At 66.0% G+C, this 14,040-nt stretch carries 13 protein-coding genes and 1 pseudogene; 1 reads left to right on the forward strand and 13 read right to left on the reverse strand.

All coding sequences use genetic code 11. The annotated features are described in order from the left end of the window. Positions 1 to 71 precede the first annotated feature (71 nt). The 10 genes and pseudogenes from BST40_RS10160 to BST40_RS10195 all read right to left on the reverse strand — a co-directional run bounded on the left by BST40_RS10160 (position 72) and on the right by BST40_RS10195 (position 8,230). Positions 72 to 1,100: an Rv2578c family radical SAM protein gene (locus tag BST40_RS10160; protein WP_083154161.1), complete on the reverse strand. Its 1,029-nt coding sequence runs from the start codon at positions 1,098 to 1,100 to the stop codon at positions 72 to 74. A gap of 187 nt (positions 1,101 to 1,287) precedes the next feature. After that, positions 1,288 to 1,707 (reverse strand): annotated as a pseudogene (locus BST40_RS10165) (DUF222 domain-containing protein); the annotation flags it as partial. Positions 1,708 to 1,734: 27 nt separating this feature from the next. Further along, the gene (locus BST40_RS10170; RefSeq protein WP_075548226.1) at positions 1,735 to 2,142 is read right to left on the reverse strand and encodes a DUF6262 family protein; all 408 of its coding nucleotides are present in this window, start codon (positions 2,140 to 2,142) and stop codon (positions 1,735 to 1,737) included. Then, positions 2,132 to 2,860, reverse strand: coding sequence for a tyrosine-type recombinase/integrase (locus tag BST40_RS10175; RefSeq protein WP_099222703.1), 729 nt, complete (start codon positions 2,858 to 2,860; stop codon positions 2,132 to 2,134). The genes BST40_RS10170 and BST40_RS10175 overlap by 11 nt, the downstream gene beginning before the upstream one ends. After that, positions 2,776 to 3,789: a hypothetical protein gene (locus BST40_RS29395; protein ID WP_142276720.1), complete on the reverse strand. Its 1,014-nt coding sequence runs from the start codon at positions 3,787 to 3,789 to the stop codon at positions 2,776 to 2,778. Before BST40_RS29395 ends, BST40_RS10175 begins: the two co-directional genes overlap by 85 nt. Positions 3,790 to 4,087: 298 nt before the next feature. Next, positions 4,088 to 4,330 (reverse strand): tyrosine-type recombinase/integrase, encoded by a 243-nt coding sequence (locus BST40_RS32845; protein ID WP_341865514.1) that lies wholly within the window; start codon positions 4,328 to 4,330, stop codon positions 4,088 to 4,090. Between the two features lie 110 nt (positions 4,331 to 4,440). Beyond that, positions 4,441 to 5,187 (reverse strand): tyrosine-type recombinase/integrase, encoded by a 747-nt coding sequence (locus BST40_RS10180; protein WP_341865515.1) that lies wholly within the window; start codon positions 5,185 to 5,187, stop codon positions 4,441 to 4,443. A gap of 296 nt (positions 5,188 to 5,483) precedes the next feature. Beyond that, complete coding sequence (locus tag BST40_RS10185; protein WP_083154163.1) at positions 5,484 to 6,074, reverse strand: class I SAM-dependent methyltransferase; 591 nt, start codon at positions 6,072 to 6,074, stop codon at positions 5,484 to 5,486. Between the two features lie 222 nt (positions 6,075 to 6,296). Then, entirely contained in the window at positions 6,297 to 7,559 is a 1,263-nt protein-coding gene (hisS, locus tag BST40_RS10190) for a histidine--tRNA ligase (protein ID WP_083154164.1), read from the reverse strand. Beyond that, positions 7,556 to 8,230, reverse strand: a complete 675-nt coding sequence (locus BST40_RS10195; protein ID WP_075548254.1) for an MBL fold metallo-hydrolase — start codon at positions 8,228 to 8,230, stop codon at positions 7,556 to 7,558. Before BST40_RS10195 ends, hisS begins: the two co-directional genes overlap by 4 nt. Positions 8,231 to 8,274: 44 nt before the next feature. Between BST40_RS10195 and BST40_RS10200 the strand changes: the two genes are divergently transcribed. Beyond that, positions 8,275 to 9,174 carry a peptidylprolyl isomerase gene (locus BST40_RS10200; protein WP_075548232.1) on the forward strand — a complete coding sequence of 300 codons (900 nt, stop codon included), beginning with the start codon at positions 8,275 to 8,277 and terminating at the stop codon, positions 9,172 to 9,174. 170 nt (positions 9,175 to 9,344) lie between these two features. Here the strand turns inward: BST40_RS10200 and BST40_RS10205 are convergent, their stop codons facing one another. The 3 genes from BST40_RS10205 to BST40_RS10215 form a co-directional block, all read right to left on the reverse strand. Further along, entirely contained in the window at positions 9,345 to 11,708 is a 2,364-nt protein-coding gene (locus BST40_RS10205; RefSeq protein WP_075548233.1) for a RelA/SpoT family protein, read from the reverse strand. A gap of 69 nt (positions 11,709 to 11,777) precedes the next feature. Continuing rightward, the gene (locus tag BST40_RS10210) at positions 11,778 to 12,317 is read right to left on the reverse strand and encodes an adenine phosphoribosyltransferase (protein WP_075548234.1); all 540 of its coding nucleotides are present in this window, start codon (positions 12,315 to 12,317) and stop codon (positions 11,778 to 11,780) included. A gap of 10 nt (positions 12,318 to 12,327) precedes the next feature. Then, on the reverse strand, positions 12,328 to 13,962 hold the full coding sequence (locus BST40_RS10215; RefSeq protein ID WP_176358320.1) for an ABC transporter substrate-binding protein: 1,635 nt from the start codon (positions 13,960 to 13,962) through the stop codon (positions 12,328 to 12,330). Positions 13,963 to 14,040: the final 78 nt, after the last annotated feature.

The following is a 14,040-nucleotide window of genomic DNA, read 5'->3' on the forward strand; positions in this document are numbered from 1 at the left end:
TGTCAGGCTAGGTTCCCCAATCGGCGACGTCGTCCAGTGATGCGCTCACCGTGGTTCTGGTGGTCGCCGTCTCAAAATAGGGTTGGCTGAACGGACTTGGGCAGTATCGCCGCTTCGGCCGCGGCCGAGGACTCGCGGTGCTGACCGCCCAGGCGGTACTTCGCGATCAGCGGTGCCGCCCGTTTTCGCAACATCTCGCGATAGCTCGGCGGCAGGTAGGCGCCGCGACCGTAGAGTTCGCGGTAGTTGTCGGTGAGTTCGGGGTGCGCCCGGCCGAGCCAGGACAGGAACCAGCCGCGTGTCGAGCCGCGCAGGTGCAGGCCAAAAACCGTCACGCCGGTGGCGCCGGCCGCGGCGATCTGGCCCAGCAGCCGGTCGAGGTGACCGACGGAGTCGGTGAGGTGCGGCAGCACCGGCGCGACCATCACATGGCAGTCCAGGCCCGCCGCGCGGATTGCGGTGATGAGCGCCAGACGCGCCTGGGGTGTCGGGGTGCCCGGCTCGACGTCGCGGTGCAGCTCCGGATCGGCGACCGCCAGGGATACCGCCACCGACACCGGCACTCGTCGGGCCGCCTCGACGAGTGCCGGCAGGTCCCGTCGCAGCAACGTTCCCTTGGTCAGGATCGACAGCGGCGTACCGGATTCGGCAAGCGCGCCGATGATGCCCGGCATCAGCGCGTAACGTCCTTCCGCGCGCTGGTAGGGATCGGTGTTGGTGCCTAGCGCAACGGTCTCGCGCTGCCATGACGGCCGGCGCAGTTCGCGGCGCAGAACCTCGACGACGTTGGTCTTCACCACTACCTGGGTGTCGAAGTCGGCGCCGGGGTCGAAGTCGAGGTACTCGTGGGTCGGACGGGCGAAGCAGTAGCGGCAGGCGTGCGAGCAGCCGCGGTAGCCGTTGACGGTGTAGCGAAACGGCAGGGCCGCCGCGTTCGGCACCCTGTTCAGGGCGGACTTGCACAACACCTCATGGAACGTCATGCCCTCGAAATGCGGTGATCGCACGCTTCGGACGAAGCCGATCCGCTGCAGCCCGGGCAACGCTCCATCGTCGAGCGGCGCCCCGTTGACCGCTACCGCCTGACTGGTCCAGCGCATGACTCTATTCGAACAATAGTTCGATACCGAGTCAAGCTTCGAACGGCGCTAGAAGGGTGGTGGCTCCCCGTCGGGTGGGGCGAGGCCGTCGTACCAGGCGTTTTCGGTGTGCCCGGTTTGACGGATGTGGCGGTCGTTTCGGCGTTCGGTGGCCACCCGATAGGCGCGGTCTTGGCTACGGGCACGGCACCTGGCGATCCTCGATCAGACCGGTGCGATAGACGATGGTCTGAAACAGTCGGTAGTCGATGTCACCGGCTTTGAACAGTTGTGCCACTCGTGGCAGCCGCTCTTTCATGGCTCGCGGGTAGCGCAGCCGGCTGGCCGCCAGCCCCTAACTGATCCGCAACGCCGCGCCCACCTCGGCCGCTACCGCCGCCTCGGTGTCAACCGCCCAGTCCTCGGTCGCCGAGCAGTGTGCGAGCCGATACGCGAACAGCTCCCCGATGGCGGCCAGCTGCGCGGCGGCGGCCCGGTTTTCGCACCGCGCCGCCGCTCCGACGCGCTCCAGCAATACCGCCGACTCGGCCGTCGTCGAGGGGTGGCGCCGCTCGAACAACTCATTAAACCGGGCAATCACCTCCGGCGGCGACCCATCTTCGAACAAATGTTCCCTTGGGTTGGTCGGTCATGATCAGGGGTTATGCGTTGCGGACGGTGTCCTGGACGCGGTAATTTGTCCGGCTCTGCGTTGACCGTGTGCGATAGCGAGTTCAGTTCGGAGTTGCTGGTTTTCTTTGATGAGTTCTTTGATCCGCTGGTGGGCGAGCTCGATCCGTTGCTGCCAGGATTCCTCGCTGGCGCGCGTGCGAGGGTTGGCCGCCGCGCGGGGTGACGCCGGCTGGGTGTTGATTCGGTCGAGCAGGTCGGGCTGGGTGTAGATCCAGGAGCGGGCAACGCCGGCGGAACGCGCGAGGCCGGCGACGGTGACGGCGGCGCCGGTGCTTTGGAGGCGGTCGAGGGCGTCGGCGGCTCGCTGACGTGTGCGTTCGCGGCGGGCCGCGGCGGCCTTTTGGAGGTGTGCGGTGTTGTCAGCTCGCATCGTCGGTGTCCGAACCTGTTGGGGGTGAGGGGTTTTCGAGGCTGGTGATGATGGTGAGCAGGTTGTCGGCGGTGCGTTGGTTCATTTCGACGACCCGGAGCTGACCGCGTTGGCGGGCGCGCTCGATGATGCCGCGGGTCAGCTCGAGTTGCTCGCGATGTTGGGGCAGAAACTCGGGGGTGGTGATGAAGACGGGGCAGGTCAGACAGGCATTGGCGTGGGGGCAGGTCTGCTGCAGCGGCAGTCCGCAGTAGCCGTTGGGCAGCGCCATGGTGGCGCGGGCCAGGTGCTGTTTGGCCCACTGGGCATCGGCGAGCGGGCTGTCTTGGTCAATGGTGATGGTGTTGCCGTGGATGTCAACTTTGCGTGCTCGTTCCCAATGCCGGCGCACGGTGACATCGTGCAGGCGCGCATAGTGGGCGGTCATCTCCAACGAGGTGTGGTCGAGGATCTTGCGGACCACTTCCTGGGGAACGTCGTTGTTTATCAGCCGAGTTCCCAGGGTGTGACGGAATTGATGGGCAGTGACTCGCATGGGTGCGCCGGTCTCGTCGACGATGTGGCACTGCTGTATCCAGGTATCGAGCGCGGTCCGGTGGGCGTAACTGCTGACTGGGTGGCGGCCGTCGGGGTTCATGGTGTGGCGGGGGAACAGCACCGCCTTGGCTGAGTACTGGGTGCGCACCCGTGCGGCTTGTTCGTTGATTGCTGCCGCCATTTCCGGCGAGATCGGCACCAGCGCTTCACGTTTTGCTGGTCGTGGATGACGCAGTCCTGCGGCAGGTGTAGGGCATCGTTGAGCCGCAGTCCGGTCTCCATGAGCAGCGGGAATAACAGACGCCAGCGGGGGTCGGTGAGTTTGGCGAGGTCCTCTGGGCTTTCCAGCTGCGCCATGACCGACGCCGGCAAGGCTCTCGGTGAGAGTTTGGTTTCTTTGGGGAAGTTTTCGGAATACAGTGCCGCACCGGCGGGAACCCCGGCGATCCAGTCATGCTGGCGGGCGATCTCCAGGAACCGGCGCACCGACGATAGTCGTTGGCGGCGTGCATTCGGTGGGTGACCCCGCTCGGTCAGAACGGTCAACAACCGGGTGATCACGGCACGGTCGAACTGTTCAGGCCGGGCGTTGGTGCCAGCGCATTCGATCATTGCCGACGACAGCAGCGTCAGCACGGTGAGGTCGCGGTGCATGCCGCTGGGGCTGTGGCCGGTGTCGTGGCGCCAGCGCAGGAACTGTTTGACCGCAGCGCGTAGCCAGCCCTGCTGAATATCGCGGAAGTCCAGCCGCCAACCGCCGGGAACCCCGGTGACGCCCAGCCGCCGCAACCGCCAGACGTCTCGGGCATATTCATGCTCGTGCCCGAACTGGCCGCGTAGCCGATCGAGCTCGTCGATGGTGAATGTGAAGAAGCCGACCTTAAGGGTGCCTACTGGCTTGGGCATTCGGCCGTGACTCCGGCGGCCCGGGCTGGGCCACCGGTCTTCATCAGGCTCAAGCAACGAGCGAATACCGGTGTCGGCGAGGCCATCTATCGCGCCCTGCAGCGAGACCAGCCGCAACGACGGCGGGTTGGGGTGTTGTCGCGCTTGGACGATGCCGTAGGCGATCTCCCGGCGCAACGGCGGCGGAAGCCTGCCCAGGAGCACCGACTCAGGGCCAGGACATGGCCCCGGATCGTCCCAATGGTCGAGATCGGGCTTTCCCCCGCCGCAACCCAGCGGTCGTGGTGAACAGCACATACGGTCGCGTCGCCTTTGCGCGATCGAGGGCAACCCGCCACTGCGCAGGCCGGCCCACCTCCCACCGGGTCATCGGCCGTGACAAAGACCCGGCAGTCGTCGACCAGAATCGACGCCACCAGCTCACGAAGCTGATCCTGCAGCGGCAGCGGCGAAGTGCGCTCGGCGTCCCCAGCAGGTCCGACAACCCTCAGCGGCGTGGTCATCACTGGCCCTCTACAGCGCGGTCCAGGCAGCCTTTGTCGCGCAGGACTCGCCGGAGGTCTTCGACCTCCAGGTGCGCATAGGTGCTGGCGGTGGTCGTCACTGAAGCATGGCCGAGGAGTTTCTGGACAACCTCGGCCGGGACTCCGCGCCGGAGCAGTCCGGTGGCGTAGGTGTGGCGAAATGCGTGGGCTGAGAACGCGACTCCACTGCGTTCGCGTAGCCGGCCGACGAGGTCGGTCACGTTCCATTACCGCCAGGGTGTGCCGACCGATCCGCCCCACAGATTGACGAACACATAGTCGCAATCCAGCTCGCCGTACTCGTCGACGAGATAGTCGGTATAGAGCCGAATCAACGACGGGGCGACCGGAATCTCGCGTTGCCCCCCCCCTTGACCCGCGCGCCGTTGCTGTTGCGGCGGGCCCGGATTCGAATCAGGGTCGCGGCGGCGTCGATATCCTCATGCCGTAGCCCGAGCGCCTCCCCGATCCGCATGCCGGTGCCCGCGAGCAGTTCGATTAAGAACCGGTCCCGCAACCGATCACACGCATTGACGATCAGCTGCACCGACTCCTCTGGCAACGTCCGGGGCAGCCGACGGCGGGTCTTTAGCTTGATCGTCCGGCGACGTTGGTCACCAGCAGAACCCAGGTGGGCCAGAAATGGTCGCCACGAACCTCGCGCCCCGCCGGCTTTCATCGTCGACAGCAGCTCGCCGCAGTCCACGCCGTGTCGGTGATGGAACATGTAAAACGAGCCCACGGCCGCGAGCTTCCGGTTGATCGTTGGCGCCGAACACTGCGCCTCCATCGTCGAAAGCGACGTCACTGATGCATTCCGCATCGTCGGTGGCAGACGTAACCAGCCGACGAACCGGCCGAGATGTTCCAAACGCACTGTCCGCCAATTAATCCCATGGGCAGTCAAAAACTCGAAGTAGTCTCGGAGATCGAACGCATAGGCCCGGACCGTTCCGGGCGACCGCTCAATCGCTGTCAAATGAGCCAGAAACACATCCGCTGGCTCGACCACTGCGAACCGCTCATCCACCACTGTCCACGACTCCGGGCCGCCGCCCGGCGCCAGGACCTGCTGCACCCGCAACGCCGCCCCCTTCTGGTCTCAGCCATCGAGGAATTACCTATGGCGACGCTACGACCCCCACCGACATTTCGTTTTCTTGCGTCGCCCGGCCGCGAATTCCGTTCCGTCCGATGGCTCAACTGAGGCTGAAGGTAACGAGATCGTGGACGTGTCGGACGGGCTGCAGCCCGTGCTCGGCGTCAGCGTCTGTTGAAAGGCGCGAAAGTCCCTCGTTGATTTCGTCTTCAGTCATGTGCTCGAAGGTTGAGATCGCCCGGTACCCGAGCCTGCTGCGGTAGGAGGCAAGGCTGTCAGCGACCTTCGTGCTCGACCTCGTCGAACCCGGTGATTGTGAGTCCCGTTTTCCCGAAGGTGCGAGCGACGTCCTCAAGCTTTGGAAACAACTCCGACTCAATCTCGCGCGCACGCGGCAAGTAGCGGTAGTAGGTGCGCGGATGTAGCCGCTCGGAAAAGCTACCGGCGACGAGTACGCGACCGCCGTCGCGCAGGACACGCGCCAGCTCGCCGGCGGCAGCTTCGAGATCGGCAACGTGGTGCAGGACAAAGAACAGCACGGCGGCGTCGCAACTCGCTGCCGCAAGCGGGATGGCCTCCGCGCGACCGGCGAGGCAGTGCACTCGGTCGTGGCGGTGTTCTGCAACCGCGATAGCTCTCATACGGTGCGAGGGCTCGACCGCATACACCCGACCGCCGCCAACGTCGGCAATAAACCGGCTGAATCGTCCGGTGCCAGAGCCCAGCTCAAGAACGGCCAGCGGCCGCTGGTGCGGAAGCCAGCGGGTAAGCGCCGCGCGCCATGCCATTACGGCGTCCCACGAGAGCCCCCGACCTAGTTCGTAGCCGCGATGGAGCCCGTCGTCATAGTCGACCGCCCGGAACATCTGTCCAGTGTGTCCGATCAGAAACGCCGGTCAAGGCGCTACCGACCCCATCGCCTGCAACAGACCCGAGATAACACCAGAGGACCGGACTTGAAGCCGACCTTCACTCCGGTTCACTACATCGAGGACACGGTCCCGAAGACCCCGGGGAACATATTTTCGATTGTAACAGCGTGCTACGACACTGATGGCGTTCGTCAGTGGTTGAAAGATGCTCAAGACTTACCAAGTCAATCGTGAAATCACCTCGGCGACAACAGCATCCGTCGGCACCGAGACCTGGCCACCGGTCGTGAGGTCCTTCACCCCCACCGTGGCCGCCTCGATGTCGCGATCGCCGACGACCAGCGCGATCCGCGCACCGGACCGGTCGGCCGCGCGCATCGCGCCTTTGAGCCCGCGGTCGCCGTAGGCCAGGTCGACGCGCACCCCGGAGGCGCGCAACTGCGCGGCCAGCACCGCCAGTTTCAGCTTGGCCTGCTCGCTGAGCGGCACGCCGAATACGTCGCAGCGGGTCGTCTCGCCCACGCTCTTGCCTTCGGCATGCAGGGCAAGCATCGTCCGGTCGACGCCCAGCCCGAACCCGATACCCGACAAATCCTGTCCGCCGAGCTGGCGCATCAGGCCGTCGTATCGGCCACCGCCGCCGATACCGGACTGCGCGCCCAACCCGTCGTGGACGAACTCGAACGTCGTCTTGGTGTAGTAATCCAGCCCACGCACCATGCGCGCATTGATCACATAGGGCACCCCGAGCGCGTCCAGGTGCGACAGCACGGTGTCGAAGTGCTGCTTGGCCGTATCGGACAGGTGATCGAGCAGCACCGGCGCATCGGCCGTCAGTGCCCGCACCGCCGGGCGCTTGTCGTCGAGCACCCGCAACGGGTTCAGCTGGGCGCGGCGCCGGGTTTCCTCATCAAGGTCGAGCCCGAACAGGAACTCCTGCAACAGCTCCCGATACTGCGGCCGACAGGTCTCATCGCCCAGCGAGGTGATTTCCAGGCGGAACCCCGCCAGGCCCAGCGACCGGAAACCGGCGTCGGCCACGGCGATCACCTCGGCGTCCAGCGCCGGGTCGTCGACGCCGATCGCCTCCACGCCGACCTGCTGCAACTGCCGATACCGGCCGGCTTGAGGCCGCTCGTAGCGGAAAAACGGCCCGGCGTAACTCAGCTTCACGGGCAACGCGCCGCGGTCCAGTCCGTGTTCGATCACCGCCCGCACCACCCCGGCGGTGCCCTCCGGCCGCAGCGTCACCGACCGGTCGCCGCGGTCGGCGAAGGTGTACATCTCCTTGGACACCACGTCGGTGGACTCACCCACCCCGCGGGCAAACAGCGCCGTGTCCTCGAAGATCGGCAACTCGATATACCCGTAACCTGCCCGGCGGGCCGCACCGAGCAGGCCGTCGCGCACCGCGACGAACTGCGCGGAGTCCGGTGGGTAGTAGTCGGGGACTCCCTTGGGAGCCGAGAATTCGGTCACGGGCTCAGGCCTTCGAGGAACGGGTTGAAGCGCCGCTCGGCGCCGATGGTGGTGGCGTTGCCGTGGCCGGGCAGCACCACGGTCTTGTCGTCGAGCACCAGGAGCTTGTCGACGATGGAGCGCAGCAGGTCGCGGCCGCTGCCGCCGAACAGGTCGGAGCGTCCGATCGAGCGCTCGAACAGCGTGTCGCCGGTGAACACGACATCCCGGTCGTCCTTGCTGGCCTGCAACACCCGGAAGCACACCGATCCGCGGGTATGCCCGGGCGTGTGGTCGACGTTGACGGAAACGTTGCCGAGGTCGATCTTGTCGCCGTCGCGGTCCAGTTCGACGACTTGCTTGGGCTCCCGGAAGAACGCCCCGGCGACCAGCTGCGCCACCCGCGGCCCCAGGCCGTAGATCGGGTCGGTCAGCATGAACCGGTCCTCGGGGTGGATGTAGGTGGGGCAGCCGAAGGTGTCGGAGACCTTCTGGGCGGACCACATGTGGTCGATGTGCCCATGGGTGATCAGTACCGCGGCGGGGGTCAGCCGGTTTTCGTCCAGGATGCGACGCAGCGGGCCCAGCGCACGCTGGCCGGGGTCCACGATGACGGCGTCAGTTCCGGGCCGCTCGGCCAGCACGTAACAATTGCATGCCAGCACGCCGGCGGGGAATCCGGTGATCAACACGGTCACCAGTCTCCCATTCCCGGCGTCATGGAAAGATATCGGCCGTGCCGACCAATCAGCAGCGACGTGCCACCGCCAAGCGCAAACTCGAACGCCAGCTGGAACGCCGCGCCAAGCAGGCCAAGCGGCGCCGCATCGCAACAATCATCGGGGCTTCCGTGGTCGCGGTAGCCGTGGTCGCCGCGGTGGTGTACGTCATCTTCGTCAACAAGGACGACCACAAAGGGACCACGTCAGCCAGCCCCAGCAGCTCCGCGCCCAACTCGCCTTCGGCGACCGGTCTGCCGCCGGTGCAGCTTGGCAACGCCGTGCCGATGCCGGCATTCAAGGCGCCGGCCAATCTGGGCGCCAACTGCCAGTACCCGCCGTCGCCCGACAAGGCTGCCAAAGAGGCCAAGCCGCCGCGCACCGGCAAGGTGCCCACCGAGCCGGCGCAGATCAGCGCCAGCATGATGACCAGCCAAGGCAAGGTCGGCCTGATGCTGGCCAACAACGAGTCACCGTGCACGGTCAACAGTTTCGCCAGCCTGGCCCAGCAGGGCTTCTTCAAAGACACCAAATGCCATCGGCTGACCACCTCGTCGTCACTGTCGGTGCTGCAGTGTGGTGATCCCAAGGGTGACGGCACCGGCGGGCCGGGCTATCAGTTCGCCAACGAATACCCGACCAACCAGTACCCGCCGAACGACCCGAAGCTCAAGGAGCCGGTCATCTATCCGCGGGGCACCCTGGCCATGGCCAACGCGGGACCCGACACCAACAGCAGCCAATTCTTCATGGTCTATCGCGACTCGGCGCTGCCACCCGAGTACACCGTTTTCGGCACCATCCAGGCCGACGGACTGGCCACCCTGGACAAGATCGCCGAGGCCGGTGTCGCCGGCGGCGGTGAGGACGGCCCGCCCGCCCTCGACGTCGTCATCAAGTCGTTGCTGCTCGACTAGCGATAACCTCGCAGCAGCCCGGCCCATCTGCTGGCCGTCGCGCCGAGTCGAACAGGCGCTTGCCGAGACTGCGCTGAGTGCTTGACCTTTGGGCGATCTAGCGCAGTAGGCGCAGGTTCGGCGCCGTGAGCGCAGACTCGGCAACTGAATTGCGTGGATCCCGGACGCTTCTAAGCAGCGGAAGTCACCCGGTACACGTCGTAGACGCCTTCGACATTGCGGACGACGTTGAGCAGATGGCCGAGATGCTTGGGATCACCCATCTCGAAGGTGAACCGGCTGATCGCCACCCGGTCACCCGAAGTCGTGACCGACGCGGACAGGATATTCACCTTCTCGTCGGCGAGCACCCGGGTGATGTCCGACAGCAGCCGGTGCCGATCGAGCGCCTCGACCTGGATGGCGACCAGGAACACCGACGTCGGTGAGGGCGCCCAGAGCACTTCGATGATGCGCTCGGCCTGCTGCTGCAGCGACGTGGCATTGGTGCAGTCGGTGCGGTGCACGCTGACGCCGCCGCCGCGGGTGACGAACCCCATGATCTGGTCGCCCGGCACCGGGGTGCAGCACTTGGCCAGCTTGGTGAGCACACCCGGGGCACCGGGCACCGACACCCCGACGTCGTCGCTGCTGCGCTGGCGGCGCGGCATCGTGGTGGGCGTGGACCGCTCGGCAAGCTCCTCCTCGGCCTGGTCGATCCCGCCGAGCTCGGCCAGCAGCCGCTGCATGACATGGCGGGCCGACACATGGCCCTCACCGATCGCGGTGTAAAGCGCGGACACGTCGGCGTAGTGCAGTTCGCGTGCCACGGCCGCCATGGATTCGCCATTGACCAAGCGCTGCAACGGAAGTCCGCCGCGACGCACTTCGCGCGCCATCGCCTCTTTGCCGGCCTCCAGCGCCTCCTCACGCCGCTCCTTGGCGAACCATTGGCGGATCTTCGTCTTGGCCCGCGGCGACACCACGAACTGCTGCCAGTCTCGCGACGGCCCGGCATTGGGCGCCTTGGAGGTGAAAACCTCGACCACTTCGCCGTTTTCCAGCTTGCGTTCCAGCGCCACCAGCCGGCCGTTGACCCGGGCGCCGATGCAGCGGTGACCGACCTCGGTGTGAACCGCGTAGGCGAAGTCCACCGGTGTCGATCCGGTGGGCAAGGTGATCACATCGCCCTTCGGAGTGAACACGAAAATCTCTTGTACCGCAAGGTCATAACGCAACGACTCCAAGAACTCGCCGGGGTCGGCGGCCTCGCGTTGCCAATCGAGCAGCTGACGCATCCAGGCCATGTCGTCGATCTCGGCGGCGGCATGCGGATGCGGAACGCCGTTGCGGCCCTTGGCTTCCTTGTAGCGCCAGTGTGCGGCGATGCCGTATTCGGCGGTGCGGTGCATATCGCGGGTGCGGATCTGCACCTCCAGCGGCTTACCCTCGGGCCCGACGACGGTGGTGTGCAGCGACTGGTACACCCCGTATCTGGGCTGGGCAATGTAGTCCTTGAACCGTCCGGCCATCGGCTGCCACAGCGAATGCACCACGCCCACAGCGGCATAACAGTCCCGGATCTCGTCGCAGAGGATGCGGATGCCGACCAGGTCGTGGATGTCGTCGAAGTCGCGGCCCTTGACGATCATCTTCTGGTAAATCGACCAGTAGTGCTTGGGCCTACCTTCAACGGTCGCCTTGATTTTCGAGGCGCCCAGGGTGTTGATGATCTCGGTGCGAACCTTGGCCAGGTAGGTGTCTCGCGACGGCGCGCGGCCGGCGACCAGCCGCACGATCTCCTCGTACTTCTTGGGATGCAGGATCGCGAACGACAGGTCTTCCAGTTCCCATTTGACGCTGGCCATACCCAGCCGATGCGCAAGCGGCGCAATGACTTCCAATGTTTCGCGGGCCTTGCGGGCCTGCTTCTCCGGCGGCAGGAAGCGCATGGTGCGCATGTTGTGCAGCCGGTCGGCCACCTTGATCACCAGCACCCGCGGATCGCGCGCCATCGCGATGATCATCTTGCGGATGGTCTCGCCTTCGGCGGCGCTGCCGAGCACGACGCGGTCCAGTTTGGTCACCCCGTCGACGAGATGGCCCACCTCTTCGCCGAAATCCTCGGACAGCGCTTCGAGGGTGTAACCGGTGTCTTCGACGGTGTCGTGCAGCAGTGCGGCCACCAGGGTGGTGGTGTCCATACCCAGCTCGGCGAGAATGTTGGCGACGGCCAGCGGGTGGGTGATGTAGGGATCTCCGGAGTGTCGAAACTGGCCGGCATGTCGTTGATCTGCGACCTCGTAGGCCCGCTGCAGCATCGACAGGTCGGCCTTGGGGTAGATCTCCCGGTGCACCGCCACCAGCGGCTCGAGCACCGGGTTGATGGCACCGCTGCGAGCGGTCATCCGTCGTGCCAGCCGGGCCCGAACCCGGCGAGAAGCGCTGCTGCTGGTTTTGAGGGTCTCGACCGGCGACGACTCGGGCGCTTCGATGACCGGCGGCGCTTCGACCGGCGACGCCACAGCTTGCGCTGCGTTTTGGTCATCCGCCACAGTCGTCACCTCCGACCTTGAGGATATCTCCTTCAATCGTGGTACAGGGCCTGTCCTCAGGCCGCTGAGCTAGGCCTGGCTCAAGCTGTGCACCGGCAACGGCGCGATCGCCGCACGCCCACCCAGTGCCGTGAGTTCGACGACCACGGCCACCCCGGTCACCATGGCACCGGTGCGCTCGAGCAACCGTGTTGCCGCGCTGAGGGTTCCGCCGGTGGCCAGCACGTCGTCGATGAGCACGACGTTGCGGCCCCGCAACTCCAGGCTGTCGGCGGGAATCTCCATACTGGCCGCGCCGTATTCCCGGTCGTACTCCTCGGTAAGCACCGGCGGCGGCAGCTTGCCGCTCTTGCGGATCGACAGCACGCCGGTGCCCAGCCGCGCGGCGAGGGCCGCCGCGACCACAGAACCACGCGATTCGATGCCGGCGACCAAATCCGCGCCGGAGGCGACATCAGCGAGCGCGTCGATCACCGCACCCATCGCCTCGCGGTCGGCGAACAACGCGGTGAGGTCCTTGAACTGGATTCCGGGCGTCGGAAAATCCGCGACATCACGGGTCAGCGACGCGATCACGTCGGCGACGGGAGCGCTCCCCCTGACAGTCATCACTGCAGCCTCATTGCATTAGCGCCCATCGGTCCATATTCCAGCCCGCACCCCAGCGGGTCGGATTTCTGCTCACGGCATACATCTTTTTCGACATCAACAACGTGCGCTGCTGCCGGCACAACGGCAACGTCGGCATTTCAGCCCACAGTACCGGCGCCGCCTCGGCGAGCAATCTGACACGCTCGGCGGGGTCGGCGGAAACCGCCAACGCCCCGATGATGTTGTCGATCTGCGGATTCGCGTAGCCCGACAGGTTGTTTCCGTTGCCGCTGTGCAGGTCATAGGCGTCCATAGCCGACGATCCGGTGGACCCGCTGCCGGTTGCCCCACCCGTGCTGGCCAACAGCACATCGATCTTCCCGTCCCGCAGGGCCTGTGGACCCGATGTGTCTAACGTCACATCGGCAACGGTGATTCCTGCCGGCGCGCAGGACTTGGCGATCGCCCCGACGATGGCCGCCAGCCGCGCATTGGGCCCGCGGTAGCCGATCCGCACCGATAGTGGCGAGCCCCCCAGCGCATCGCGGGCGGCGGCGGGATCACCCTTGATGAACTGACTGGCCTCGGCCGCGCCGTCGGCCGCGGCGACAGCATCCTCGGTGGCCGGGGACAGACGTGAGTTGGCGACCGCAACCCCGGCATCCCGGGCGATCGCCTCCCGCGGCGTACACAGGGCGACGGCGCGGCGGGCGCGGACGTCGGCCAGCGGCCCGCGCGGCGCGAAGATCAGCTGTTCTATCCCGTCGGACGGCGAGTCGGTGCGCTGATAGTTGTCCGGAGTGGCCAGTGCCCCTGACGATCCGGCCGCCACGTCCACCACGTCGACGTTGCGGTTGTTGACCCGATCCTGAATATCGGCTCCCTGCGGCCAGACGGTGACCCGCTTGGTGATCGCCTTGGCGCCCCACCAACGGTCATTGGTGACAAGCACCACCGCGCCACCATCGAGGACGGATTCGATCTTGTACGGGCCCGATGACGGGAAGTGCTTCGAAATCTCGTCGGGTTTGAGGCCAGGCTTGAGGTCCCACGTGGTATTCCACAGTCGCGCAATCTGTTCCACCACAGGCACCTTGTTGGTGAGCAGCGCCGCGGTGATATCGGTGTTGAGCTGCTCGGCGATCACGTGTGACGGCATCAGCGACGTCGCGCCGAACAGCTGCGTGTAATCGACGACCCCGCGATCCGGGATGAACGACACCCGGGCCTTCTTTTGGCCCGGTGTGCACTCGATATTGGCGATGTCGATATAGCCGGCCTGCGTGGCTGCGTCGAAACCGGGAAACCGCCCGGATTGCGCGGCCCAACTCAATACCAGGTCGTCGCAGGTCACCGGCTTGCCATCGGAATAGACGGCGTTGTCAGCGATCTGATAGTCGAGCACCAGCGGCGAGCCGCCCACCACCGAGATGGTGCCGAAGTCGTGGTCGGCGACCACCTGACCGTCGGGCCCGTGATAGCCGAAGCCGGTGAGCACCCGGGCAAACGCCTGCGCTCCGGCCGAGGCGGCGCCGATGACGGTGTTGGTGTTGTAGGTCGGCAGCGCACCGTCGACGACGTAATCGATCTGACCGGCGGCACTCCCCGAACAGGCGGTCAGCGTGGCGGCCACCGCCACCGTCGCGGCGGTGCCAACGGTCATCCCGACGACATTGCCGCGCAAGGCTTTCCGCAATCCGGACCACTGGCCGAAATTGCCTCCGCCGTGGCGGCGCCAGGT

Source organism: Mycobacterium persicum, from assembly GCF_002086675.1.
Classification (GTDB): domain Bacteria; phylum Actinomycetota; class Actinomycetes; order Mycobacteriales; family Mycobacteriaceae; genus Mycobacterium; species Mycobacterium persicum.